Origin of the sequence: Aliagarivorans marinus DSM 23064 (assembly GCF_000429485.1) — a bacterium.
Classification (GTDB): domain Bacteria; phylum Pseudomonadota; class Gammaproteobacteria; order Enterobacterales; family Celerinatantimonadaceae; genus Aliagarivorans; species Aliagarivorans marinus.
On the sequence record NZ_KE386908.1, the window covers coordinates 301,229 to 326,191 of the forward strand.

The 24,963-nt window shown below is 56.0% G+C and carries 17 protein-coding genes; 12 read left to right on the plus strand and 5 right to left on the minus strand.

The features are described 5' to 3' along the window. Positions 1 to 36: 36 nt before the first annotated feature. Positions 37 to 3,126, plus strand: coding sequence for an ammonium transporter (gene amt, locus G461_RS24865; protein ID WP_051333696.1), 3,090 nt, complete (start codon positions 37 to 39; stop codon positions 3,124 to 3,126). Here the strand turns inward: amt and G461_RS0118955 are convergent. From G461_RS0118955 to G461_RS0118970, 4 genes are all read right to left on the minus strand, one after another. Continuing rightward, positions 3,123 to 4,775: a methyl-accepting chemotaxis protein gene (locus G461_RS0118955; RefSeq protein ID WP_035480714.1), complete on the minus strand. Its 1,653-nt coding sequence runs from the start codon at positions 4,773 to 4,775 to the stop codon at positions 3,123 to 3,125. The two genes, amt and G461_RS0118955, sit on opposite strands and share 4 nt — an antisense overlap. 271 nt (positions 4,776 to 5,046) lie before the next feature. Next, the gene (locus G461_RS0118960) at positions 5,047 to 5,289 is read right to left on the minus strand and encodes a DUF6868 family protein (RefSeq protein ID WP_026973020.1); all 243 of its coding nucleotides are present in this window, start codon (positions 5,287 to 5,289) and stop codon (positions 5,047 to 5,049) included. 251 nt (positions 5,290 to 5,540) lie between these two features. Beyond that, positions 5,541 to 8,087 carry an agarase gene (locus G461_RS0118965; protein WP_026973021.1) on the minus strand — a complete coding sequence of 849 codons (2,547 nt, stop codon included), beginning with the start codon at positions 8,085 to 8,087 and terminating at the stop codon, positions 5,541 to 5,543. Between the two features lie 580 nt (positions 8,088 to 8,667). Further along, positions 8,668 to 9,939, minus strand: a complete 1,272-nt coding sequence (locus G461_RS0118970) for an O-acetylhomoserine aminocarboxypropyltransferase/cysteine synthase family protein (protein WP_026973022.1) — start codon at positions 9,937 to 9,939, stop codon at positions 8,668 to 8,670. 152 nt (positions 9,940 to 10,091) lie between these two features. Here G461_RS0118970 and rlmF point away from each other — a divergent pair, with 152 nt between their 5' ends. The 4 genes from rlmF (at position 10,092) to G461_RS0118990 (ending at position 17,267) form a co-directional block, all read left to right on the plus strand. Next, positions 10,092 to 11,204 carry a 23S rRNA (adenine(1618)-N(6))-methyltransferase RlmF gene (gene rlmF, locus G461_RS24870; protein WP_084429386.1) on the plus strand — a complete coding sequence of 371 codons (1,113 nt, stop codon included), beginning with the start codon at positions 10,092 to 10,094 and terminating at the stop codon, positions 11,202 to 11,204. Positions 11,205 to 11,361: 157 nt separating this feature from the next. Continuing rightward, positions 11,362 to 11,883 (plus strand): hypothetical protein, encoded by a 522-nt coding sequence (locus G461_RS25705; protein WP_157360366.1) that lies wholly within the window; start codon positions 11,362 to 11,364, stop codon positions 11,881 to 11,883. Between the two features lie 355 nt (positions 11,884 to 12,238). Next, complete coding sequence (locus G461_RS0118985; RefSeq protein WP_026973024.1) at positions 12,239 to 15,055, plus strand: glycoside hydrolase family 9 protein; 2,817 nt, start codon at positions 12,239 to 12,241, stop codon at positions 15,053 to 15,055. A 61-nt stretch (positions 15,056 to 15,116) separates the two neighbouring features. Continuing rightward, on the plus strand, positions 15,117 to 17,267 hold the full coding sequence (locus G461_RS0118990; RefSeq protein WP_035480720.1) for a cellulase family glycosylhydrolase: 2,151 nt from the start codon (positions 15,117 to 15,119) through the stop codon (positions 17,265 to 17,267). A gap of 97 nt (positions 17,268 to 17,364) precedes the next feature. Here G461_RS0118990 and G461_RS0118995 read toward each other — a convergent pair whose 3' ends face one another. Beyond that, entirely contained in the window at positions 17,365 to 18,087 is a 723-nt protein-coding gene (locus tag G461_RS0118995) for a PEP-CTERM sorting domain-containing protein (protein ID WP_026973026.1), read from the minus strand. A gap of 435 nt (positions 18,088 to 18,522) precedes the next feature. On the opposite strand from G461_RS0118995, the gene rbsD reads away from it, so the two are divergent. The 7 genes from rbsD to G461_RS0119030 all read left to right on the plus strand — a co-directional run bounded on the left by rbsD (position 18,523) and on the right by G461_RS0119030 (position 24,960). Beyond that, the gene (rbsD, locus tag G461_RS0119000; protein ID WP_026973027.1) at positions 18,523 to 18,942 is read left to right on the plus strand and encodes a D-ribose pyranase; all 420 of its coding nucleotides are present in this window, start codon (positions 18,523 to 18,525) and stop codon (positions 18,940 to 18,942) included. Next, entirely contained in the window at positions 18,942 to 20,435 is a 1,494-nt protein-coding gene (rbsA, locus tag G461_RS0119005) for a ribose ABC transporter ATP-binding protein RbsA (protein ID WP_026973028.1), read from the plus strand. Before rbsD ends, rbsA begins: the two co-directional genes overlap by 1 nt. Before the next feature lie 7 nt (positions 20,436 to 20,442). After that, the gene (rbsC, locus tag G461_RS0119010; RefSeq protein WP_026973029.1) at positions 20,443 to 21,423 is read left to right on the plus strand and encodes a ribose ABC transporter permease; all 981 of its coding nucleotides are present in this window, start codon (positions 20,443 to 20,445) and stop codon (positions 21,421 to 21,423) included. 39 nt (positions 21,424 to 21,462) lie between these two features. Then, positions 21,463 to 22,341, plus strand: a complete 879-nt coding sequence (gene rbsB, locus G461_RS0119015) for a ribose ABC transporter substrate-binding protein RbsB (protein ID WP_026973030.1) — start codon at positions 21,463 to 21,465, stop codon at positions 22,339 to 22,341. Positions 22,342 to 22,384: 43 nt separating this feature from the next. After that, positions 22,385 to 23,308: a ribokinase gene (gene rbsK, locus G461_RS0119020; protein WP_026973031.1), complete on the plus strand. Its 924-nt coding sequence runs from the start codon at positions 22,385 to 22,387 to the stop codon at positions 23,306 to 23,308. A gap of 10 nt (positions 23,309 to 23,318) precedes the next feature. Then, positions 23,319 to 24,332 carry a substrate-binding domain-containing protein gene (locus G461_RS0119025; RefSeq protein WP_026973032.1) on the plus strand — a complete coding sequence of 338 codons (1,014 nt, stop codon included), beginning with the start codon at positions 23,319 to 23,321 and terminating at the stop codon, positions 24,330 to 24,332. Positions 24,333 to 24,420: 88 nt separating this feature from the next. Further along, entirely contained in the window at positions 24,421 to 24,960 is a 540-nt protein-coding gene (locus tag G461_RS0119030) for an NUDIX domain-containing protein (protein WP_026973033.1), read from the plus strand. The last annotated feature ends 3 nt before the right edge of the window (positions 24,961 to 24,963 follow it).

The window sequence follows — 24,963 nt, forward strand, 5'->3', positions numbered from 1 at the left end:
TATCCAATTTGGTGCAATCAGGGATGAGGAAACGATATGGATTCGGCCTGGCTATTGGGCACAGCGGCACTGGTGTTTCTGATGCAAGCGGGCTTTCTGTGTCTGGAAAGTGGCAAGATCCGCAGTAAAAACAGTATTAACGTGGCCGCCAAGAACATCTCCGATTTTATTATCGCCTCGGCGCTGTTCTGGCTGTTTGGCTTTGGCCTGATGTTTGGCGACAGCCTTCACGGCTGGCTGGGCAGCAGCGAGTTCCTGTTTGGTGAGCATAACTCTCCTGAGCAAATCAGCTTCTTCCTGTTTCAAGTGATGTTTTGTGGCACCGCCGCGACCTTGATGTCGGGGGCGGTGGCCGAACGGATGAGCTATCACGGCTACTTGCTGGCGGCGGTGGTACTTAGTGCGGTGATCTACCCAGTCAGTGGCCACTGGGCTTGGGCGGGCTTGTATAGCGGTGAGGCCCAAGGTTGGCTAGAGCGGCAAGGCTTTGTGGATTTTGCCGGCTCCACGGTGGTTCACTCGGTGGGCGGATGGGTAGCCTTGGCGGCCATCTTGATTATCGGCCCGCGGATCGGCCGTTTCGATAGCGAACATGCCATGCCGATGGGCAGTAACCTGCCTCTGTCGGTGCTGGGCACTCTGCTGCTATGGCTGGGATGGTTTGGCTTTAATGGTGGCTCCACCCTCGCGTTTACCGATGCGGTGCCGAAGATCTTGCTTAACACCTGCTTAGCGGCGGCCTGGAGTGGCATCGTCTGCAGTGCCTGTCACTTCCTACGCAAAGGTTTTATCGATGTCAGCTACATCCTTAACGGGGTGATTGCCGGGCTGGTGGCCATTACCGCTTGCTGCCATGTGGTCTCCGGCGCGGCGGCGGCGTTTATCGGTATGGTTGCTGGTCTGGTGGTGTACTGGGGAACCTGGTGGCTGGCTCGTTGCCGCATCGATGATGCCTTGGCGGTGGTGCCCGCGCACTTGTTTGCCGGCATTTGGGGCACTTTGGCGTTGGCGCTGTTTGCCGATCTCGAGGTGTTGGGCACCGGCCTAAGTCGCGCCCAGCAGTTAGGGGTGCAGCTTCAGGGGATCGCCTGCATCGGCCTGTATGCCTTCGGCCTGAGTTATCTGCTGCTGCGCCTCATCGATATCTGGCTGCCACTGCGGGTGAGCCGGGCCGATGAGATCAGCGGGATGAACGTCTCTGAGCACCGCGCCAGCACCGAACTGATTGATTTACTGGACTCGATGCAGCAACAGCAGCGCGAGGGCACCTTCTCCGAGCCGGTGCCGGTTGAGCCGTTTACCGAGGTGGGGCAGATCGCCAAGCGTTACAACCAAGTGATTGCCCGGGTGAATGCCGAGATCAACAAGCGCGACCATGCCATCACCAGCTTTCGTTCCAGTGAGCGGCGCAAAAGTGCCATCCTCGACTCGTCGATGGACTGCATTGTCAGCATTGACTTGCAGGGGCGGATCTTAGAGTTCAACCCCGCCTCAGAGCGCTGCTTCGGCTACTTGAAGCGACAGGTCACCGGCAAGAGCTTTATCGAACTGTTTATCGAGGAAGATAAGCGCGCGGAGATCAGCGAAAGCCTGTCCCACGGCTTTTCCACCTCCCAAGGGCTGCTGCGCAATCGCCGTAACAACATGCTGCTTAGTCGCAGCAGTGGCGACCGTTTCCCAGCCGAGATTACCATTACTGGCGCAGGCTTAGGGGCCTCGGTGCGTGACGAATTTACCCTGCACATTCGCGATGTGACCCGCCAACAAAAGATGCAATCGCGCCTGAAAAACCTGGCTTATAGCGATGCCCTAACCGGCCTGGCTAATCGCACCTACTTGATTCAGCAGCTGAACAAGATGCTGCATCTGGCTGGTGGGAGAGATCTTGATGCGGCCTTGCTGTTTCTCGACCTCGACCACTTCAAAAAAATTAACGATACCCTCGGTCATAAGGCCGGAGACCACCTGCTGGTGGAAGTCAGCAAGCGCCTTAGCACGGTGTGCCGTAACAGCGACATCGTGGCGCGCTGGGGCGGCGATGAGTTTATTATCTTGCTCAAGCACGTGACCGACGCTGAGCAAGCCCGCTTTAAGGCGGAGGAGGTGCTGCAAGCGCTGCGCCTGCCACTGGAGATTGAAGGCCGTCAGCTCAATGTACCGAGCAGTATCGGCGTGGTGTTCTGCGACAGCGCCTACAGCAGCGCCGAGCAGCTGGTGCAATATGCCGACATTGCCATGTATCAGGCCAAGCAGCTTGGCCGTGATAACTATCAACTGTTCCAGCCGGAGATGGCCACCCAAGCCGCCCGCGAGTTCGACTATGAGCAGGCCCTACGCAAAGGGCTGGAAGAAGAGCAGCAGCTCAATCTGGTATATCAGCCCAAAGTGACCCAACAGGGGCGGCTGGTCGGGTTGGAGGCGCTGCTGCGTTGGCAACACCCCACTGAAGGAATGATATCGCCAGTGGTGTTTATCCCGCTGGCGGAAGAGTCTGATTTGATTATTGGGCTGGGCGAGTGGGTGGTGGAGCGCACCCTTAAGCAGCTCGACCAATGGCGCAGTGAAGGGCATCAGCTGGTGCCAGTGTCGGTCAACATCAGCGGCAAGCATTTGCGTTCGGTGGGCTTGGTGCCGTTTATTCGACAGCGGCTAGCTCATTATCAACTACCCGGAGAGCTACTTGAGATCGAGCTGACCGAAGGGGTGCTGTTAACCGATATCGAGCGCTGCATCGAGGTGATGACCGAGCTCAAGGCATTTAAGCTGAAGATCTCCATCGATGACTTCGGCACCGGTTATTCGTCGCTTAACTACCTGAAACGCTTGCCCATCGATGTGCTCAAGATTGACCGCTCCTTTGTCGATGAGTGCGCCAACACCCATGAAGATGGCCAGATCTGCGCCACCATCATCTCCTTGGCGAAGAACCTGGAGCTGACCACGGTGGCCGAAGGGGTCGAGAACCAGCAGCAACTAACGTTTCTGGCATCGCGCGGCTGTGATGCCTACCAAGGTTTTTGGTTTTATAAGCCGGAGAGTGCCGAGTGGATCGCTCAGCTGTTAGCTGGGCCCGCTCAGACTGAGGCAGGACCGGCCTACACGCCGGTCCGTCCTTCGGTGAGCTAGTGTAGCTGGAACTGCTGCAGCTGCTGTTTTTGGTCCTCGGCCAGACGTGACAGCTCGCTGCTGGCACTGGCGCTTTGGCTGATCCCAGTGACGCTTTCCCGGACGATGGCATCGATGGCATTGATGTTCAGGTTGATCTCTTCACTCACCTGGCTTTGCTGCTCGGAGGCGGCAGACACCTGGGTGTTGATATCGGCCAAGGAGCTGATGGCTTGGGTGATTCCTCCCAGCGCCTGATCCACCTGCTCGCTTAAGCTGCGGCTGTTGGCCACCAACTCCAAACTGCTTTGTACACTCTGGTTGGCGCCTTTCGATTGCTGTTGTAGCTGCTCGATAATCCCATGGGTCTCTTGGGTCGACTCTTGGGTGCGCGCTGCAAGTTGACGCACCTCGTCGGCCACCACCGCAAAGCCGCGGCCACTTTCACCAGCACGGGCCGCCTCAATGGCCGCATTCAGCGCCAGCAGGTTGGTTTGCTCGGCAATTTGCTGGATCACCTCGAGGATGCGACCGATGTTTTGCGACTCCATATCCACCGCGTTGACCCGCTCAGCGGCCTGCTGCAGCTGCTGCTCCAGACTTAGGCCCGCTTGGTGGTTCTGCTTAAAGATCTCGATGCTCTCGCGGGTCAGGGTGTTGGCGTTGAGCGCTTCATCCTGAGCGCTGAGGGCGCTTTGCTTGACCTGCTGAGAGCTGCAGGAGAACTGTTCTACCGCCGCTACCACCTGCTCAATCTGCTGCTGTTGATGTTCGGCCCCTTCGGAGGCCTGTTGCATCACCACCGCCAGCTCAGTGGCTGATGAGGCGGTGCTATCGCTGATCTGGCGCAGGTGGGTGATCATGGTCGAAAGCTGTCCCACCGTGTGGTTGATGTCCTTGGCTAGCGCGCCAATTTCGTTGTCGCCGAAGTTGTCCACTCGGGCCTGCAGTTGGCCGTCGGCAACCTTGCGCATGCAAGCTTGAATCGCGGTGATCGGGCGCAGGGTTGAGCGGGCGATGGCCAGCGCGAACAGTAGCGAGGCGCTCAGTAGGATAACCAAGCCAATGGTGCTGACGCTGAGTAGCTGCATGTAGCGTTGGTTGTTATCGTCCAGCGCGGCGCGCGCGAGTTGATCAAGCTGCTGGTTGAGCTCGGAGATGGCCAGCACCATGGTCCCGGCGCTGAAATGGAAGCGCTGCATATTGTCGCGATAGGCCTGCTCTGCGCCAAAGTTCATGGCGATCCCTGACATACGCTGCTGCCAAGCTGGAAGCAGGCGATTACGCACATGCTCGACAAATTGCTCGCTCGGCTCCAGTACGCTGGCCAGCGCTTGCAGCTCAATGCCAGCCGCGAGTAGCCGCTGTTGCAACTCGCCCAGCTCGCCTTGCTTAGTGGTCAGCAGGGCATCCAGTTGTGCGAGCTGCTGGGCATCACTTTGGGCAGACATGCTGGCGACTTTAAGCTCGGTGACTTTGTCACTGAGTTCTCGTAACAGTTCCATTTGCTGCAGGGTTAACTGGGTCACATTGGATACGTCGCTAAAGGTGCGCTGCAGGTGATAGCTGACATAGCCCAGGCCGGAGAGGGTGAGCACCAGCGTTATTAATGAAGGTAACAGTAACTGCTTACTTAGGGAGAGTTGTTGAAATATGCGTTTGAGTATCATGCTTCCTGCCAGATAAATTGCTAGTGAACGGCGACCGCCGGCAAATGTAACGGCCAAGGCCGGGGCGATTAAATAATGAAAAGTGTTTTCTCTGGTATGTTTTTCAGCGGATGTGATCACGAGGTCATTTTCGGCTGAAAGATAGCTCGCTTGCTGGTGAAACTTTCATCAAGCGCGTCATGGGTGGACGAGGGCTGTGAGCTGCATCGGGGAGTGCTAAACCGTGGAGCTAGGGGGCTTGGGATCTTGGTCGGGCGGATGATTTAAGCGACTACGCCATGATTTGCAGCGCCAAATAGGGCACCAGATTAAACATCACGATGGCCAGCTTGTACTTGGCCAGATAGTCAAAGTAGCGCGCGTCCAACTGCTCTTTATCGAGGTGAAACCAGCGCTGGTGGATATCGATAACCCGCTGTTTGGCGAGCAGCAGGCCCAGCGCCGCCAGCGATAGCAGGATGATGTTAATCAGGCTGCACCAGCCAAAAAAGTCGGTGAGTTGGGCAACGGTCATCGGCAGTTCCTCTGCAAGGGGAGGCGTCCAGTTTAACCAATTACTCCGTTGATGAGTGTGAGTAGGGATACGATTTACGTTAGGCGTGAGCCAGAACGGCGCTCTGGCGCACGGATTACTTGGATATTCAGAACCTTGGCGAGTGCTTGTTGCTGCTTGTCCACGGCCTGCTCTTGTTAGCGAAGCTGGTGGGGAGCTTCGCTGTTCAGCGAACCCGCTAGCGGTAACTGCGGCTAGCGGGGGCACAGCGCTTAGCGTGATAGCTGCTTGCTGTGCTTGAAGTGTTGCAGGGTGACTGAGCTCACCGCTCCGCCATTATCGGGGAAGGTAATCTGAATCGTGTTGTTGGTATTCAAGGCGCTGTAGGGGACCGGGATCTCCAGCACGCCAAAGAAACGGTCTCGACCCAAGCCGCCATGGTATTGATCGTAGCCGCGGTAGTTGTCTGGCACGTTCAGGCGCACGCCGTTGATTAGCACCTCAGGCTGCAGCGAGCTGCGTACCGCGGGGCTGCTGTTCGGCACATAGTGGTCACGGCCCACGCCTAGCCGCAGCACCGCTTCACCGTAGCTGCCCTTGTCGACATTGTTGATGCTGTAGCTTTGGGTCACATTGGCCGAGATATTGGTGACTAATGCCGCGGCGTAGTGCTTGGTCTCTTGGCTAATGTGGTCGATGCTAATCACGTTGTCGTAGCTGATCTTCACGATCATCGACGCTTCCGCGCCCAAGGTGACAGAGCTTGGCAGGCTGCTCAGTTGGTAGGCATCATACTTGGGGCGACCCTGTCCATCTGGGTAAAGGTGGCGAATGTTCACCTCGGACACGCTGGCGCCGTTGTTACCAAAGACACTTAAGTCGACTTCTTGAGAGCCCAACACCAGGCTGGTCAGGATAAGGTAGACATCATTGCCGTCGACATAGGCGTCCACCTGAACATCAGGGTTGGTGGAGTAGCTATCGACCCGGGTGCCAGCGACTTCTGACCAAAGCTGGTAGAAGCGCACTAGCTCGGTGTAGACCCATTCACTCGGCGCGGCGTTAGCTTGGATGCTATCGAAGTAATCATCGTCGCTGTCGTAGTGATGGTCTTGCTCTTCTAATTTCTGACGCATCAGGCGCCACTCGTAAGAATGGCGTCCACCATCGGTGTTGCGTCCCCACTCGGCCTTAATTGGCACAAACGGAATCGCTTTGGCGATCCGATCCGGGCGTTCCATCAAGCTCATGGTCATGGCGTTCATCGAGTTCAACACCAACCAGTCGCGTTGTGGCGACCACGGCTCATTAAAGGCACCTTGTAGCTGCGAGCCATACTCGGAAACGACGATAGGCTTGATGTAGCCCCACTTGTAGGCCATGTATTGCTCGAGCATATCCAGGGTCGCTTCCATATTGCTGCCCTTGCGGTTTTGCATCCGACGGGTGCCGTCGGGGTAGGGGATATGCGGGAAGTCGTAGAGGTGTATCGAGACAAAGTCCATATCGTCGCCAGCGATGTCGAGGAATAGCTGATCGCGCTCCTTCCACTGGTCAAATGGGGTATCGCCCTTCTCGTAGTCGGGGAAGGCCACGGTGTAGCCACCGATCAACACATCGTCGTTGGCGCTGTTCTTACGGATCTCTCGGGCGGCATCGCGGTGGAATTCGAAGATCTGTTGGATGGTTGGCACATTCTCGCCGGGATGGGGATATTCAACCAACTCGAACAGTGGCTCGTTCATGATCTCCAGGTATTTCGGTTTCGGTTGGCCGATATCACTGGGGCCTGCCTGAAAGTACTTCTCAACAAACTGCGACAGGTAGTCGGCGGTGGCGGTGCCCAGTGGCTCGGCGGCGTTATCGGTTTGTGAAAACGACCAGCCTTGGTTGCCGACCTGAGTACCGTTGGGCCAATAGGGGCGCTGCTGGGCGCCGACAATCAGCTCGTCATCGCGTCCGGCATGGCGGCGGATGGCCTGCCACTGGGCGTTGTCGGTGTTGCTGTAGATCCACTTGGCGCCGCCACCGTTAGTGCTGGCCGCTGCTGCACTGGCGTAGCCGGGTTTTTGTGGGTCTTCGGGGAGTTGCTCCAGCTCGTACTTCATCCCGCCGGTGTCGCGGCCCATAAACACATTGAAGTCTTCAAGGAAGCTGCCCATCAGGTTAGGGCGGGCGTTTTCAGCGAACAGGCTTTGTGCATTACCGCCAAACCAGTCGTTCTCCACATGGCTGGCGTGGACATTGATGTACTTTTTACGCTCGAAGCTGTCGATGGTACCGACTTGGTGTTTAGTATCGAGGTTGATGCCCACCGCGGTGCTGGCGCTACTGCCGCCATCTTGATCTACCACCGAGAATGCCAAGCGCTGTTCGTTACAGCCTTCCCACATGACCAAGGCGGTGCCGTCTGCTGGCGATGCTGAGCCACCTTCTGGGTGAACACACTTGGCGCTAGAGGCTTGCTGCAGGCTGTTTGCGCTGGTGGCATCGAAGCGAACGCGATCAGCAAAGTCACAGCCCTGCCACAGAACCAAGGCTTGGCCGTTATCAGGAATGGCGGCGCCTCCTGGGTGAATACACAGTCCAGAGGGTTGATGCTGGATGCTGTTGCCGGGGTTCCAGGAGAAGGCGGCAGCATCGCCACTGCAGTCGCCACTGAGCACCACGGCGGTGCCATTGATCGGTGAGCTGGAGTTGTCGGCGGTGCGCAGGCACAGGCCCGAGCTGTGTTGCAGTGCAGTTGCCGCTTGCGCGCCACTACACAGGGCTAACGAAACCAAAGTCGCGAGGCTGGACTTGGTAGATAGAGAGGGCATATCACTTCCTTGCTTGCACGGTGGTAAAAGCGAATCGCAATTCGCGCTTAGTATCCGAAACATGCTCATTGGGCTAGCTGATACTGCGAACACCTATACCGTGGTGAATCGGCGTGGTGAGTTGCTTCAAATACACAGGTGGATAACTTAATTCAATTGGTAAATGACTTGTGCTGATTGGTGTGTAAATGTGAACTGAAACTGTTGGGGTTTTAACATTTCGTGAGCTGGCTCACTATGTTTGTGGGTGCGCTTTTTAGTTTGACTGGTGATTTATTTTCTATGGTTTGTGCTTGGTGGGCGATAAATCTAATTTCAGTGGTTTTATAGGGGTTGCGCGATTATTTATCTGGATATACCAGTTGGTGTTGTAAGGCTGGTCTAGGTGGGTTTCCAATAAAATCCTATATTATCAGTTGGTTAAATTTAATTTGTTTGGGAGGAAACAGCGGCGAGCTATTCGGTAGCAACTAAATACTCAATATTGGTTTACCAAATTCATTATAGAGAGGCGGTTGGTACTCGAAAAAACACAAGGCGCCACTGCTGGGCGCCTTGAGGATTAGTGAGGTGAAGCAGTTTAGGCTTTATCAAGCGCCTGACTGACATCGGCAATGATGTCGTCGATATTCTCAATCCCCACCGAGATACGCACCAGCTCGCTGCTCACGCCCGCCGCCTTTAGCTCGTCTTCGTTGAGCTGGCGGTGAGTGGTTGAGGCTGGGTGGCAGGCCAGTGATTTGGCATCACCGATGTTGACCAGTCGCAGGATCATCTGCAGGGCATCGATAAAGCGGCCCCCAGCTTCGCTGCCGCCTTTAATGCCAAAGCTTAAGATCCCGGACGCTTTACCGGCGGTGATCTTCTGCGCGGTGGCTTGATAGGGGCTGTCATCCAGACCGGCGTAGTTCACCCACTCTACCTTGTCATGGGCACGCAGGTATTCCGCCAGTGCCTGCGCATTCTCGCAGTGGCGATCCATACGCAGGCCGAGGGTTTCCAGACCTTGCAGGATCAAGAAGGCGTTGTGGGGCGAGATTGCCGCGCCGGTGTTGCGCAGCGGCACCACACGACAGCGTCCGATATAGGCCGCAGGCCCCAGCGCTTCGGTGTAGACCACGCCGTGGTAGGACGGATCTGGCTCGTTGAGCATTGGGAAGCGGACCTTGTTAGCGGCCCAGTCAAACTTACCGGAGTCGATGATGATGCCGCCAATCGAGGTGCCATGACCGCCGATGTACTTGGTCAGCGAGTGGATCACAATCGATGCACCATGCTCAAAGGGTCGACACAGGTAGGGGGTCGCTACGGTGTTATCGACAATCAATGGCACACCATGGCGCTGGGCTATTTCGCCCAGCTTTTGTAGATCAACCACATTGCCCGCGGGGTTGCCGATGGACTCACAGAAAATCGCACGAGTGTTCTCATCGATGGCCGCTTCAAAGCCAGCAAAGTCGTCGTGCGACACCATGCGCACATCGATGCCCTGACGCGGGAAGGTGTGGGCAAACAGGTTGTAGGTACCACCATAAAGCTGGGAGGTAGAGACGATGTTACTGCCCACATCGCAGATGCACTGAATGGCATAGGTGATGGCGGCCATGCCCGACGCTAGCGCCAGCCCGGCGATACCGCCTTCCATTGCTGCCAAGCGCTGCTCCAACACATCAGTGGTGGGGTTCATGATCCGGGTGTAGATATTACCGGGAACCTTCAGGTCGAACAGATCAGCACCGTGCTGGGTGTCATCAAAGGTGTAGGAGGTGGTTTGGTAGATCGGCACTGCGGCCGCCTTGGTGGTCGCTTCCGACTCGTAGCCGTGGTGGAGCGCCAAAGATTCTAGTTTCATCGTCAATCCTTGAGGTGAGTAAGACCCACCATGCTAGTAGCTAACGTGGGTCGAGAGAAGGTCTTCGCTGTGACTTACGTGGCTTTTTTACGGTTAGACGACTAAAATTCGCCAACTTTTCCGATTTAACTCAACTGCGAGCCTGAAACGCCATGCCTCAGCCCCCACGTAAACCCGCTAGCCGCGCCGGAAAACCGCGCAGCGAATCCCGCTCGAACGACGTGTGGGGCGACAAGGCCCAGCGTGGCCAAGCAGCCAAATCTAAGGCTGCTAACAAGGCAAAATCAGCCGCTAAGCCCAAGTCTGCAGACAAGGCGAATCCTGCAGCGAAACCCAAGAGCAATGCTGCAGCCAAGCCCAAGGCTTCACTGCATCCGCGCAATCCCCATCAAGGCCGCTACGACTTTGCCCGCCTGATCGAGGTTCACCCGCCACTGCGCGATTTTGTAAGAGCCAACCCCAAAGGCGACAACACCATCGATTTCGCCGACCCGGCAGCGGTGTTATGCCTCAATCAGGCCTTGCTGGCCAGCCACTACGGGGTGGGACTATGGCAATTGCCACCGGGCTATCTGTGTCCGCCGATCCCGGGGCGCGCCGATTACATCCACCACTTGGCGGATCTGTTGGGCGGGGGCGCTAAGCCGCCCGAAGGCAAGCAAGTACGCATTCTTGATGTGGGCACTGGGGCCAGTGTGATCTATCCCATTTTGGGGGCACACAGCTATGGCTGGCAGTTTGTCGCCAGCGATATCGATCCGGTCTCGGTGAGCTGCGCCCAGACCATTGTGCAAAGTAATCCCGGCCTGAAGGGGCTGGTGAAGGTGAAACAGCAAAATGACCCGGAGCAGATCTTCGCCGGCATCATCGGCCGTGATCAGTTCTTTGCTGCCACCATGTGCAACCCTCCGTTTCACGCCTCGCTGGAGGAAGCACTGCAGGCCAACCAACGCAAACGGCAAAACCTGGCAGCGGCGAAAGGGGAGAGCGTAATGGAAACCAGTCCTGAGCAAAGCAAGCTGAACTTTGGTGGGCAGAAGGCCGAATTATGGTGCCCGGGAGGCGAAATTCAGTTTTTGAGCAAGATGCTTAAAGAAAGTACTCACTTCGCCCAACAAGTAGGCTGGTTCACCTCTTTGGTATCAAAATCGAGCAATCTTAAGGCGCTTGAAAAACTGGCAAGGCAGCTCAAGGTGAAGAAGACCAAGGTCATCGCCATGGGCCAAGGACAGAAGCAGAGTCGGCTGTTTGCCTGGCGGTTTTAGGCGCTCTGCAAGGTCTTGTACGCGCTCTAGCTGTAGCGAATTCGCTACGCAGTCAAACCGATAAAAACAGCTCATCGAGGCTTGTTACCGCAAGCCTTGGCGTCAGCGGCATATGCTTTGCCACTTAAGTCTTTTAACTTTTGCCGAGCGCAGCGCCATGAGCAATAACATGATGATTGCCATCTTCGGTCTAATCGGAGCCTTTGTGGGGATCGTACCGGGGATCTTAACCCTTGTTATGAATTGGTTGCGAAACCGCGACAACGTCAGTCGCACCCTGCGTGAGTTGGAGCTGGCCAAGTCTGAGTTGGAGTTTCTCGACCGCTGGCTGGCGTTGGCCGACAAGCTCGAGCAAAACGAGCAGGTGTTGGCCGAACAACAGCGCGCTAAGGCGCGATTGTTGTCACTGGTGTCTAAGCTTGAGTTCAGTTATAGCGGCTTGGGGTTAGCGCTCACTTCTGCGCCAAGCCCTAAGCAGCAACGCAAAAAAGTGGCCTTCTACAGCTACAGTGGCTTCCTCGGTTTCATCTTATTAGGTTCCACCATCAACGATGATGGCGACTTTGACTGGGACTATTTTCTTAATGAAATTCAAGGGGATGGAACAACCGCTTTAATTTTCTTTGGGATTATTTGGGTATGGCTACTGGTGCGTTTTTTGCGCTCCGGTCGCCCTTAATGATAGAAAGCGCATTTTGCGATCCAGCTTAAATTTCACCGCTTGTTGGCAAGTTATTTAACTTGACAGTTTCATGAATAAACGACTTTTTAACATTTATGTTCATAGAATCATCAATAAGCAATTGCCGCTTGCTCAAACATTTCACACTCTGATCTGCGTCTGGTTCAGAGTAAATTCATAACTATTCACTACCTGAACCTGGCTTGGTCAAGGAATGTCCATTTGGTTGCGGACTCCGCAGTCTTAGTCAGGGAGCTTGCGTACCAAATGTACTGACCTCACTGCGTTCGAGTGCGTCGCTTAGCGATGCGCCCTCGAACCGAAGTTAAATGAATAACTCGAGAGGCAGAGCATGGAACTGAAGAAGTCAGTCGTTGTGGGCTTAATGGCACTGGGTGCCAGCAGCGCATTCGCAACGAACTATGGAGAAGCACTACAAAAATCAATCTACTTTTACGAGGCCCAACAATCCGGGCCACTACCTGCGTGGAACCGGGTTGAGTGGCGCGGCGACTCGGCAATGACCGATGGCGACGATGTGGGGGTAGACCTCACTGGCGGTTGGTACGATGCTGGGGATCACGTTAAGTTTGGTTTCCCGATGGCGGCGACCGCTACGATGTTGGCGTGGGGCGTGGTTGAGTACCCCGAGGCCTACCAACAGACCAACCAGATGGTCCATATCAAAAACAACCTGCGTTTTGTGGCCGACTACTTTGTCAAAGCGCACACTGGCCCAACCGAGTTTTGGGGGCAGGTGGGCCACGGTGGCGATGACCACAAATGGTGGGGCTCGGCAGAGGTGCTGCCGATGGCTCGTCCTTCCTTCAAAATCGACGCAGCCAATCCCGGCAGCGACCTAGCTGGTGAAACCGCCGCAGCGCTGTCTGCAATCTCCATGGTATTCGCTGACAGCGACCCGGCTTACTCGGCCAAGTTGCTGGAACATGCCCGTCAGTTGTATGACTTTGCCTATGAGTATCGTGGTGTGTATAGCGATGCGATTACCGATGCGCAAGCCTACTACAACTCTTGGAGTGGTTATCAGGATGAGTTGGTATGGGGCGCTATCTGGCTTTACCGTGCCACTGGCGAGAACAGCTATCTGGATATCGCCAAGACTGAATACCAGTTCCTGTCCACTGAGCCACAATCTGACACCCGCTCTTACAAGTGGGGACAGGCATGGGATGACAAGTCCTATGGCTCTTACGTGTTGATGGCAGCGCTGACCGGCGAACAAGAGTATCGCGATGATGCCGAGCGTTGGTTGGATTACTGGACCGACGGCTATCAAGGCGATCGGATCAGCTACACGCCGGGAGGTTTGGCCTTCCTTGATACCTGGGGCGCGGCGCGCTACTCCTCGAACACCTCGTTCCTGGCGTTGCTCTACTCCGATTACCTCAAAGCCGAAGGCCTAAACACGGCTAAAGCGCAAACCTATTACGACTTTGCCTACTCACAGTTAGAGTACATTTTGGGGAATAACCCTCTGGGGATCTCTTACTTAATTGGCTATGGTGACTTCCACCCCACCAAGCCTCACCACCGCACAGCACATGGCGCATGGAATGATAGCTCCAAAGAGCCCATCGAGAACCGCCACTTGCTGGTGGGTGCCTTGGTTGGCGGACCGGGTCGCGACGATTCTTGGGAAGATGACCGCGATGACTACGTGAAAAATGAGGTAGCCACTGACTATAACGCCGGCTTCACCTCAGCCGTAGCACGGCTATGGCTGGACCATGGCGGCGAGCCAATTGACGACAGCTTGTTCCCACAACCTGAAGTGCGTGACACCGAGTTGTACGTCGACGCCAAGCTAAACTCGCAAGGTCCTCGCCATATCGAGATCTCTGCGCGGGTGCACAACCATACCGCTTGGCCAGCACGTACCACCGATCAGCTCACGATGCGCTACTTCGTGGATCTGAGCGAGGTAATTGCTGCGGGCTATAGCGCCGCAGATGTTGAGCTGGGCACCGCCTATGACCAAGGCAGTGGCTTTACCGGTCCGTTCCCATGGGGTGATCCTGCCCAGAATCTTTACTACGGTGAGATCAGCTTCAAAGGGGTGAATATCTTCCCCGGTGGCCAATCTGATAGTAAGAAAGAGGTGCAATTCCGCTTCGCCCTGCCGTCTGATAACAACAATCCAGACTGGGACAACAGCAATGATCCATCGTGGGATGACTACGGCTCGGCCCATGTAGAAGCGCCGAAGATCGCCCTCTACGACGCTGGTGTATTGGTATGGGGCCAAGAACCCGCACCCGCCTGTGGCGCAGACAGCGGTATCAACTGCCCGCCGATTGCGGATTCGCAGAGTGTCACTACGCCGTTTGACACCCCGGCTAGCATCACCCTTAGTGCCAGCGACAGCGATGGCAGCATTGTCGGCTATCAAATCGCGACACTGCCGACTAACGGCTCGTTAACCTTAAGCGGTGCGGTAGCCAGCTATGTGCCAAACAGTGGTTTCTTCGGCAACGACAGCTTCGGCTTTGTGGCAGAAGATGACCAAGGCGCATTGTCGCAAGAGGCCAGCGTGAGCATCGAGGTGGAAGCGCCGATTATCCCAGCGGTTGCCATCAGCTCTCCTGCCGACGGAGCCCAGTTCCCGCCAGCGGGTAACATCGACCTGCAGATTGATCTGGCCAATGCCTATGCAGCCAAGGTCTATGTAGACAGTGTGGAAGTAACTAGCCGAGTGGGTAGCGGCGTGGTGACCATTGTGGCGCCTGACTTTGAAACGACTATCGCCGTATTGGTGGTCGCTGTGGATGAGAGTGGCGAAGCCTTGGATGCCCAAGCAGCGCTGAGCCTGGATATTGTAGAAGGGGTTGAACCGCCACTGGGTGGCCTGAGCTGTGCGCCAAGCGTCATCGACACGTGGCCGGGCGGCTTTGTGATAAACAGCGTTACCGTAAGCAACGACTCTGACGTTGCGGTTGATGGCTGGAAGGTTCTACTGAGCTTCGATATGCCGGTGAGCTTGGCCAATGGTTGGAATGCGCAGCTGGCTGAGTCGAGCGATGGCATGGGCATCACTGCCACGAACGAAGTCTACAACGGTTCACTGCCAGCCGGCGGCAGCGCTAGCTTTGGCTTGCAGGGCAGCTACAGCGGCGAGTTCATTGCGCCAAGCTGCACTGTTCTTCCTTAAGTTGTACCCGTAAATCAACAGCCTGCCAGTTCGGCAGGCTGTGTTATCTCAAGGATTTATCATGAACTTTATTAAACGTTCTACCCCATGGATGGGATTGGCGCTGGGCGCGTCACTGTGTAGCTCTGCCATGGCGGCCACCCCACTACCCGATGACGACTGGCTGCGGGTTGAAGGGAATCAAATCGTTACTGCCGAAGGCGAGCCAGTATGGCTGACCGGGGCAAACTGGTTTGGCTTTAACACCTCCGAGCGGGTTCTGCACGGACTGTGGTCGGTCAATCTAGAGGATACCTTGGCGGATATCGCCGGACGCGGCATCAACATCCTGCGGGTGCCTATCTCCACTGAGTTGCTCTACGAGTGGCAACAGGGCTATGAGAGTCCTGCCAGCGTAAATGAGAGTGCTAACCCCGGCCTGGCAGGGGCTACTTCCTTGGATGTCTTCGATGCGATGATCGCTGGCTCAAAAGCGGTTGGCCTGAAGATCTTACTCGACGTGCATAGCGCAGAGGCGGACAACTCCGGCCATGTCGCACCGATGTGGTACAAGGGCGACATCACTCCTGAGATCTTCTTCTCCACCTGGGAGTGGGTGATAGAGCGCTACAAAAATGACGACACCATTATCGCCGTGGACTTGGAGAACGAGCCTCACGGACTTCCCTGGTCGGGCAGTGATTTTGCCAAATGGGATGACTCGCAAGATGTGAATAACTGGAAGTACGCCTGTGAGAAGGCCTCCAACCTGATCCTCGATATTAATCCAAAGATGCTGATCATGTGTGAAGGCATCGAGGTCTACCCCAAAGATGGCGTGACCTGGACCAGCATGGATGAGGATGACTACCACGGCAACTGGTGGGGCGGTAACCTGCGTGGGGTACGTGATCTGCCGGTCGATCTCGGGGAGCGCCAAGGCCAGTTTATGTACTCGCCCCATGACTACGGACCGCTGGTGTTTGACCAGCCGTGGTTCTATGAAGGCTTTAACAAAGACACCCTTTATCAGGATGTGTGGAAGGACAACTGGATGTTCATCCACGAAGAGAACATCTCGCCACTACTGATTGGTGAGTGGGGCGGCTTTATGGATGGTGCCGGTAACGAAAAGTGGATCCGTGCCATCGGCGAGCTGATTCAAGAACATCGTCTGCACCATACCTTCTGGTGCTTCAACCCTAACTCCGGCGATACCGGCGGCCTGGTCGAATACGACTGGACGACGTGGGATGAAGAGAAATACGCGGTGCTGGAGCCGACACTGTGGAAGAACGAACAGGGCAAATTTATTGGGCTGGACCGGGTGGTTCCGCTGGGTAGTGCTGCAACCGGGGTGAGTCTGGGCGACTACCTGGCTAGCACTGTATCGGCGGTCACCATTCAAACGCCAGCATCGGGCAGTTACGCCTTAACCGGCAGCCAATTGAGCGTGGCCTATCAAGCCAGCAAAGTGGCAGCGGTGGATGTGTATCTGAACAACCAGTTGGTACAAGGTGCAGTGAACGCATCACCGGTGGCGGTTGCCTTACCTGCGACAGCGGGCGAAGTGACGATACGCCTAGAGGGACTGGATGAGACTGGGCAAGCGCTCGAGGTCAGCGATAGCATTGTGGTCAATGTGGTGGACGAGCTACCGCTGCAACCGCAGATCAGCTTGGTTAATCCTAGTGCTAACGCCACGCTAGAGAGCGGCGGCAGTGTGTTGGTGGAGGTGGCTCTCAACGATGCTGCAGGCTTTGTGCTGGACTTCGCCGGTGAGCAAATCCAGGTGGAGGGCAGCCAGTACCTGCTCGACTTGCTGGTACCTGCTGGCGACTACCTGCTAACAGTGACAGCACTGGATAGTGATGGGGTAAGCCTTGAGGTGAGCGATAGCCTAAGCCTGACCCTGCGCGAACCTGCTAGTGCTTTCCTTAGCTGTGAGGTCGGTAATCTGGATAGTTGGGATGGTGGCTTTGTGATTAACGCCATTACCGTTACCAACACTGGCGCGCAGACCATTAGCGATTGGCAGGTGTTGCTGGAGTTCCCAGTACCGGTGACCTTTAGTCAGGGCTGGAGCGCCCAGTATGAAACGCTATCGGATACCGAAATCAGCGTTAGTGGTGTTGAGTACAACCGACAGCTAGCGCCGGGACAGAGCGTCAGCTTTGGCTTGCAAGGTACCCATAGCGGAGGCTTTGCAGCGCCAGTCTGTGTGGCTTATTAGATTATCCTTGGTCAGCGTAGGTTGACAGCTTGGCCCGCCTCGGCGGGCCTTTTTTGATGCAGTGTATTCGAGCGAGGTATTGCGGCTAAAGCGCTGCCTAGCGGCGGCGACGCACCAAGCCCAGTCCGGCTAACAAAAGCAAGGACCACACAGCCGGTTCCGGCACATCATTGTAGGTCAGATTATCGTAGCGGATGCTGTAGCCACCTTGTGCTGACAGGGTGTTATAGCCGTTGAGGATAATCTCTTCGATAAAGGCGGCATTCGATAGGCCTTGGTAGACCTCGGATCCGTTCACAAAGTAACTGAACAGGCCATCGGCAAGGAAGATCTCGAGGCGGTTAAAGACATCTAGCTCGAAGGCATCACTTACCGGGTCGATCCAACCTTGATAAGTATCCCAGATACCAATTCCGGTTTGCGCCTCAGCGTAGCTGGGGTTTTCGTACTGGTATTGATACTCCATGATCGGCCACTCTTTCAGTGAGCCACTCTCGTTTTCTGCTGTTCCCCACAAACCGCCATAGCGACCGGGTTGGTCCCAGCCTGAGTCGATGAAGATATCCACACCGATATAGTCAGCGCGCAAACCATCGAGCTTCATGCCTTGGGTGTTGTAGAAGTTGTTGTCGTTCAGCTCACCGGAGACGGTCATCACCAACTCGTTGTTGATGATCTCAAAGCCGCTGGGGGCGCTGCGGTCGGTGGTCCAGCCATCTAAGCTGTCGCCGTTATTAAACTCGTAGGTGATCAGTTGAGCGTGGGCACCGAATCCTACCAATGCCAGCATACTCGTTGTAATTAGGGTACGGGTGTTCATTGTTGCTCCTTGCAATATAGGTAGAAAGTTTTCTACTGCCGTCGAGCCAAAGGTTTCTACTGCCGTCGACTTATGGCAAGGAAAGAGCCAGCAAGAAAAGATCCAATAAACATGCACTTAGATATTCCGCAGCTTTTGCTGATAGTAAAAACTAACCTTTTACTTAGTATGTAAAATTAGCTGACACTAATTAACCAATTTCTGATGTATGGATCACAGCCCGCTCCTGCCTTACTTTTGCCCCTTCTCTCACTCCGGCTACCCCACGAGCAAAAAGTTGGCTACGTGATCACAAATTGTGCAGAGGGTGTTCGCAATCCATCGCAAAAAGTGACCATACTCTCGCTTGACGCAAACGTTTGCGCAAACGTTTGCCAATGCCTTCATCAAGAACTGGAATAGCGTTTTATGGCTAGTCCGTCGCAAGGAGCATCTATGAAGAAAGGCCAAATGTTAAATGCCCCGCTCTCATCCGTGGTCGCCTCGCTGGGGCATACCGATCAGCTGGCTGTGGCCGACGCTGGCTTGCCCATCCCCGAGGGGCCGCAGCGTATCGACCTGGCATTGAAGCGCGGTAGCCCAGATTTTTTGTCGGTACTTGAGGTGCTGCTGCTTGATGTTCAAGTCGAGCGGGTCTGGCTGGCAGACGAGATCAAAGAACATAACCCTGAGATGCTCGCGCAGCTCGTGGCGTTATTACAGCAGGCCGGCGAAGCACAGGGCCAAATCATCGAAATCGCCTTTGTCTCCCACGAGCAGTTCAAGCTGCAAACCCACACCTGTAAGGCAGTGGTGCGCAGCGGTGAATGCAGCCCTTACGCCAACGTTATCTTGCAATCAGGAGTGGCCTTCTGATGAGCCAGGCAATCCTGCAGATGCAAGGGGTGAGCAAAACCTTTCCCGGCGTAAAGGCGCTCGATCAGGCCACCTTGAATGTCTATCCCGGCGAAGTGATGGCGCTGCTCGGGGAGAATGGTGCCGGTAAGTCGACCCTGATGAAGGTGCTTACCGGTATCTACCATGCCGATAGTGGCAGCATTCACTACTTCGGCTCGCCGATGACCTTTGCCGGGCCTCGCGATTCCATGGAGCAGGGGATCAGCATCATTCACCAAGAGCTCAACCTGATTGAAGAGCTGTCGATTGCTGAGAATATCTTCTTAGGTCGCGAGCTGTGCGCTAAAGGCGGCCGCATCGATTGGCCGGCAATGTATCGCGAAGCCGACAAGTTGCTGGCGCACCTTAAGGTTGGCCGCAGTAGTCGCGAGCAGATCAAAGCCCTGTCGCTGGGCGAGAAGCAAATGGTGGAGATTGCTAAGGCGCTGTCGTTTGAGGCCAAGGTGATCATCATGGACGAGCCCACCGATGCGCTCACCCTGCAAGAGACCGAGAGTCTGTTTAAGGTGATCAACGAGCTGCGCGAGCAGGGGCGGGGGATTGTCTATATCTCCCATCGCCTCAGCGAGATTTTCCAGATCTGCGACAAGTTAACCGTGCTTCGTGACGGCGAGTTTATCGCCGAGCGAGAGGTGGCGGAGATGGACGAAGATGCGGTGATTGAGCTGATGGTCGGTCGCCGGCTCGACGAGTACTACCCCACGGTGGAGGCAAGCCAAGGGCGGGTCTCGCTCAAGGTGGACAAGCTATCTGGCCCCGGGGTGAACAAGGTCAGCTTTGAGCTGCATGAAGGCGAGATCCTCGGCTTCAGTGGCTTGATGGGCGCCGGGCGAAGTGAGCTGATGCGGCTGCTGTTTGGCGATACCCGCAAAACCGCCGGCAGCGTCAGCCTGTATGGCGAAACCTTAAACCTGAATCACCCCAGCCAAGGAATTGCCGCTGGCATCTCCTATATCTCGGAAGATCGCAAGGGTGATGGTCTGGTGTTGGGGATGTCGGTTAAGACCAACATGAGCCTGAGCGCGCTGGCGGCACTGAGTCATGTTGGCGGTCATATCAAGCGCGGCGAAGAAGCCAAGCAGGTGGCGCGTTTTATCGATGCCTTCAATATCAAGACCCCGTCTGAGGAGCAGATTATCGGCAACCTCTCGGGGGGCAATCAGCAGAAGGTCGCCATCGCCAAAGGGCTGATGACCGAGCCCAAGGTGCTGATCCTCGACGAGCCCACCCGCGGGGTCGATGTGGGGGCCAAGAAAGAGATCTATGAGCTGATCAATCAGTTCAAACAACGCGGTATGAGTATCTTGCTGATTTCCTCCGACATGCCCGAAGTGCTAGGCATGAGTGACCGCATCCTAGTGATGCACGAGGGGCAGATCAGTGGTGAGTTTGATGTGGCAGAGGCGACCCAGGAAGGCCTGTTAGCCGCTGCAGTTGGTAGAAATGAGTAGGCACAACATGAATACAGTTAAACAACCCACAGCAGTTAGCGGCAAGCCCAAGGTCAACGTGGCGCAGTGGCTGTTCGAGCAAAAAGCGCTGATCGCCCTGCTGGTGCTGATCGTCATCGTCTCGTTTCTCAACGACAACTTTTTTACCACCCATAACCTGCTAAACATCCTGCGCCAGACCTCGGTCAATGCGGTGATTGCGGTGGGCATGACGCTGGTGATCCTCACCGCCGGCATCGACCTCAGCGTGGGCTCGATTTTAGCGCTGTGTGGCGCGCTGGCGGCCAGTATGGTGGCCGCTGAGCTACCGCTGGTGGTGACCATCTGCGGTACTTTGCTGGCCGGTTGTGCCATGGGCATGTTCAGCGGGGTATTGGTGGCCAAAGGCAAGGTCCAGCCTTTTATCGCGACCTTGGTGGCGATGACCGCCCTGCGCGGACTGACCATGGTGTATACCGATGGTCGGCCGATCTCCACCGGCTTTACCGACGCCGGTGATGCCTTTGCTTATCTCGGTACTGGCTATCTGTTTGGTATTCCTTTCCCGGTCTGGCTGATGGTGTTTGCCTTCGCGGGGGCTTGGTATCTGCTTAACCATACGCGCTTGGGGCGATACATCTACGCGGTGGGCGGTAACGAGGAAGCCACCCGCCTGTCGGGTATTAATGTCGACCGAGTCAAAATTGCGGTCTATGGCATCAGCGGTCTGATGTCGGGCCTGGCCGGGCTGATTGTGACCTCGCGTTTGTCATCGGCCCAACCCACTGCAGGCGCGGCCTATGAGCTGGACGCCATCGCCGCAGTGGTGGTCGGTGGCACCAGCTTGGCCGGTGGTCGCGGCTGGATTATCGGCACCCTGATCGGCGCACTAATTATCGGATTTTTAAACAATGCACTGAACTTGCTGGATGTTTCGTCCTACTACCAGATGATTGCCAAGGCAGCGGTGATCCTACTCGCCGTGCTGGCAGATAGACGAAGTAAGTAATTGCTGTACCCAAACCCAACCCTACATGGAGTAAAGAGAATGAGAAAACTAAGCTCACTGGTTGCTGCAGCAGCCCTTACCGTTGGTGTCAGCGGCCAAGCCTTCGCTCAGGAGACCCTTGCGCTGGTGGTATCTACCCTGAACAACCCCTTCTTTGTCTCGATGAAGGAGGGCGCAGAGAGCAAGGCCAAAGAGCTGGGCTATGAGCTGATGGTGCTGGATTCGCAGAATGACCCGGCCAAAGAGCTGGCCAATGTGGAAGACTTATCAGTGCGCAATGTGGCCGCCATCCTGATCAATCCCACCGACTCGGATGCGGTGTCCAATGCCATTCGTTTGGTCAATCGCGCCAATATCCCAGTACTGACCCTCGACCGCGGCGCCTCCCGCGGTGACGTTGCTGCCCATATCGCCTCTGACAACGTGGCCGGCGGCAAGATGGCCGGTGACTTTATTGCTGAGCAGCAGGGTGAGGGTGCCAAGGTGATCCAACTGGAAGGCCTGGCTGGCACTTCAGCAGCGCGTGACCGTGGTAAAGGCTTTGCCCAAGCCGTGGAAGCCAATGGCTTCAATGTACTGGCCAGCCAACCGGCCGACTTTGATCGCACCAAAGGCCTCAATGTAATGGAAAACCTGCTGGCGGCGAATCCTGATGTACAGGCGGTATTTGCCCAGAACGATGAGATGGCACTGGGTGCACTGCGTGCGGTACAAGCGTCGGGCAAAGACATCATGATTGTTGGCTTCGATGGCACCGACGACGGTATCGCAGCCATCGAACGCGGCATGATGGCAGCCACTGTGGCGCAGCAGCCTGCCTTGATTGGTGAGATTGGCGTGGAGACCGCCATTAAAGTCCTTAAGGGCGAAGCGGTGGATGCCTACATCCCGGTCGCACTGGAAGTGATCACCAAGTAGTTTATCTGGCGGGCTTCGGCCCGCCCATCCTCGGAGTAGCAAGATGAAAACACTCGCCGTGCTGGGTAGCATTAATCTCGACCATATGTTGTTGGTGGACCGTTTCCCCAAACCCGGAGAAACCTTGGCCATTAATAATTATCACACGGTGGCAGGGGGCAAGGGCGCCAACCAAGCGGTCGCGGCGGCGCGCAGCGGAGCCAAGACCCGGTTTATCGCCTGTGTGGGTGACGATGCCGCGGGCGGTGAGATGCTCGATGCCTTTATGCAGGACGGTATCGACACCACTTCTATCGATACCATTGCAGACTGCAGTACCGGGATGGCCACCATCTATGTGGATGCCGCCGGCGAGAATCACATTGGCATATGGGGCGGTGCCAATGCTGAGCTCAGTGCTGACAAAGTCGAAAGCCATGAATCAGTGATAGCCTCGGCCGATATCTTGCTGATGCAGCTGGAAACCCCGCTAGAAGGCGTGGAGCAAGCGGCCAAGATTGCCCGGGCAAACAATACCAAGGTGGTGCTGAACCCGGCCCCTGCGCGTGAGTTACCGAAGGAGCTTCTCGCCAATATCGATGTGATTACCCCCAACGAAACCGAAACCAAGTTGCTCACTGGCATTGCGGTCAACAATCGTTGCGATGCCGATGTGGCGGCCAAGGTGTTGCATACCTACGGCGTGCCGACGGTGTTAATCACCATGGGCAAGCATGGCCTATGGCTCAGTCGTGATGGCGAGGGTAAGCATTACCCGGGCTTTGTGGTGCCAGCCAAGGATTCCACCGCGGCGGGCGATACCTTCAACGGGGCCTTTATGGCAGAATTGCTGGCGGGTGCCGATTGTGAAGACGCGCTGCGCTTTGCTCAAGCGGCCGCAGCGTTGTCGGTGACCAAAATGGGCGCACAAAGCTCAATCCCCCAGCGTGAGCAAGTACTGGCGTTTTTAGAATTGCAGACAGGATAGTATTTCCCCTATGGCGACCATCAAGGATGTTGCGGCTCTGGCCCAAGTGTCTACCTCGACCGTATCGCATGTGATCAACCAGACCCGGGTGGTCTCCGATGAAGCCACAGCGCGGGTGCATCAAGCCATCGCTGAGCTTAACTACATTCCCAATACCATGGCGCGCAGCCTCAAAGGCGGCGGTAGCCAAGTGTTGGGCATGCTGGTGACCGACTCCACCAATCCTTTCTATGCCAATCTGATTCAGCAAGTGGACCGAATTGCCTACCAAAAAGGCTACAACCTCATTCTTTGCAACACCCATGGCGAGCCGAACCGCGCGCGCGAGTATCTGGATATGTTGCTGCAGCGCCGCATCGACGGCTTGTTGGTGATGTCGGCGGAGGCGCGCCTTGATGGCATGGAGCTGCTGCAAAGCCGCAGCAATATGCCGGTGGTGGTGATGGACTGGGGGCCGAGCAATGAGTTCGTCGATAAGATTCAGGACGACTCGCAGTTCGGTGGCTATCTGGCCACTCGCCATCTCATCGAAAACGGCCACACCGACATCTGCTGTGTGATGGGGCCGCTACAAAAATCCAACAGCCGCCAGCGCTTAGAGGGCTACCAACGCGCGATGCAAGAAGCCGGGCTGAGCGTCGCTGAAGGTCACGTGGTGGAAACCAGCTTTAGCAGCGAGGGCGGCTGGCAGGCGATGAATCAGCTGATTGCCCAAGATCGGGTACCGGGTGCGATCTTTGCGGGTAACGACCTGATTGCGCTTGGGGTGATCCGGGCGGCCAACGAAGCGGGCATTCGCGTCCCCGAGCAGCTCTCCATCGTCGGTTATGACGACATTCCACAAGCGGAGTTTTTCAGCCCATCTTTGAGCACCATTCGCCAACCGGTCGAGCAACTGGCCAGTGAGGCCATCGAGTTGCTGATGCAGCGAGTGGCTCAGCCCCACCGTGATAAGCAAACCCTAAAGCTGCGCTCCCAGCTGATAAGCCGCAGTTCGGTATTGGCGAGCCAAGCGCAGCGATAAAGCGCCTTTGAGTAACACTGATCAATAATCTGCAAGACTTCTCGGTTAAGCTGGGTGAACTGATGTCAACTCAAGAGCGAGCAAGGCGATGGCTGAGATTACCACCTTAGATAGTCGAGTTATCTACCAGAACAAATGGATGACGCTGCGTGAGGACAAGATCCTTAGACCGAGCGGCAGTGAAGGGATCTACGGCGTCGTCGAGAAGGCCGATTTTGTGGTGGTGCTGGCAGTGGAGCAGCAAGATATCTATCTGGTGGAGCAGTACCGTTATCCCATCGGGAAGCGCTGCCTGGAACTGCCACAAGGCAGCTGGGAGAGCCAACCCGACGCCGCGCCCGCGGTGGTTGCCGCAGGGGAGCTGCGCGAAGAAACCGGGCTTATTGCCGGCAAGCTAGAGTATGTGGCCAGCCAATATATGGCCTCGGCCTTTTGTAACCAGCGTTACCATATCTTCTTGGCCACTGAGCTAACCCAGAGCGAGCAGCAACTCGATGAGGAAGAAGAAGGGCTGTTGGTTCGGCGGATCAGCCTTGCCACCTTCGAGGCGATGATCCTCTCCGGTGAGATAGCCGATAGCAGTACTGTGAATGCCTATGGCTTGGTCAAAATGAAAGGCCTGCTGTGAGCA

Bases quoted from the DNA above. Each gene is read 5' to 3' on its own strand.
- amt (WP_051333696.1), top strand. From the start codon at position 37: ATGGATTCGGCCTGGCTATTGGGCACAGCGGCACTGGTGTTTCTGATG.
- G461_RS0118955 (WP_035480714.1), bottom strand. From the start codon at position 4,775: ATGATACTCAAACGCATATTTCAACAACTCTCCCTAAGTAAGCAGTTA.
- G461_RS0118960 (WP_026973020.1), bottom strand. From the start codon at position 5,289: ATGACCGTTGCCCAACTCACCGACTTTTTTGGCTGGTGCAGCCTGATT.
- G461_RS0118965 (WP_026973021.1), bottom strand. From the start codon at position 8,087: ATGCCCTCTCTATCTACCAAGTCCAGCCTCGCGACTTTGGTTTCGTTA.
- G461_RS0118970 (WP_026973022.1), bottom strand. From the start codon at position 9,939: ATGAAACTAGAATCTTTGGCGCTCCACCACGGCTACGAGTCGGAAGCG.
- rlmF (WP_084429386.1), top strand. From the start codon at position 10,092: ATGCCTCAGCCCCCACGTAAACCCGCTAGCCGCGCCGGAAAACCGCGC.
- G461_RS25705 (WP_157360366.1), top strand. From the start codon at position 11,362: ATGAGCAATAACATGATGATTGCCATCTTCGGTCTAATCGGAGCCTTT.
- G461_RS0118985 (WP_026973024.1), top strand. From the start codon at position 12,239: ATGGAACTGAAGAAGTCAGTCGTTGTGGGCTTAATGGCACTGGGTGCC.
- G461_RS0118990 (WP_035480720.1), top strand. From the start codon at position 15,117: ATGAACTTTATTAAACGTTCTACCCCATGGATGGGATTGGCGCTGGGC.
- G461_RS0118995 (WP_026973026.1), bottom strand. From the start codon at position 18,087: ATGAACACCCGTACCCTAATTACAACGAGTATGCTGGCATTGGTAGGA.
- rbsD (WP_026973027.1), top strand. From the start codon at position 18,523: ATGAAGAAAGGCCAAATGTTAAATGCCCCGCTCTCATCCGTGGTCGCC.
- rbsA (WP_026973028.1), top strand. From the start codon at position 18,942: ATGAGCCAGGCAATCCTGCAGATGCAAGGGGTGAGCAAAACCTTTCCC.
- rbsC (WP_026973029.1), top strand. From the start codon at position 20,443: ATGAATACAGTTAAACAACCCACAGCAGTTAGCGGCAAGCCCAAGGTC.
- rbsB (WP_026973030.1), top strand. From the start codon at position 21,463: ATGAGAAAACTAAGCTCACTGGTTGCTGCAGCAGCCCTTACCGTTGGT.
- rbsK (WP_026973031.1), top strand. From the start codon at position 22,385: ATGAAAACACTCGCCGTGCTGGGTAGCATTAATCTCGACCATATGTTG.
- G461_RS0119025 (WP_026973032.1), top strand. From the start codon at position 23,319: ATGGCGACCATCAAGGATGTTGCGGCTCTGGCCCAAGTGTCTACCTCG.
- G461_RS0119030 (WP_026973033.1), top strand. From the start codon at position 24,421: ATGGCTGAGATTACCACCTTAGATAGTCGAGTTATCTACCAGAACAAA.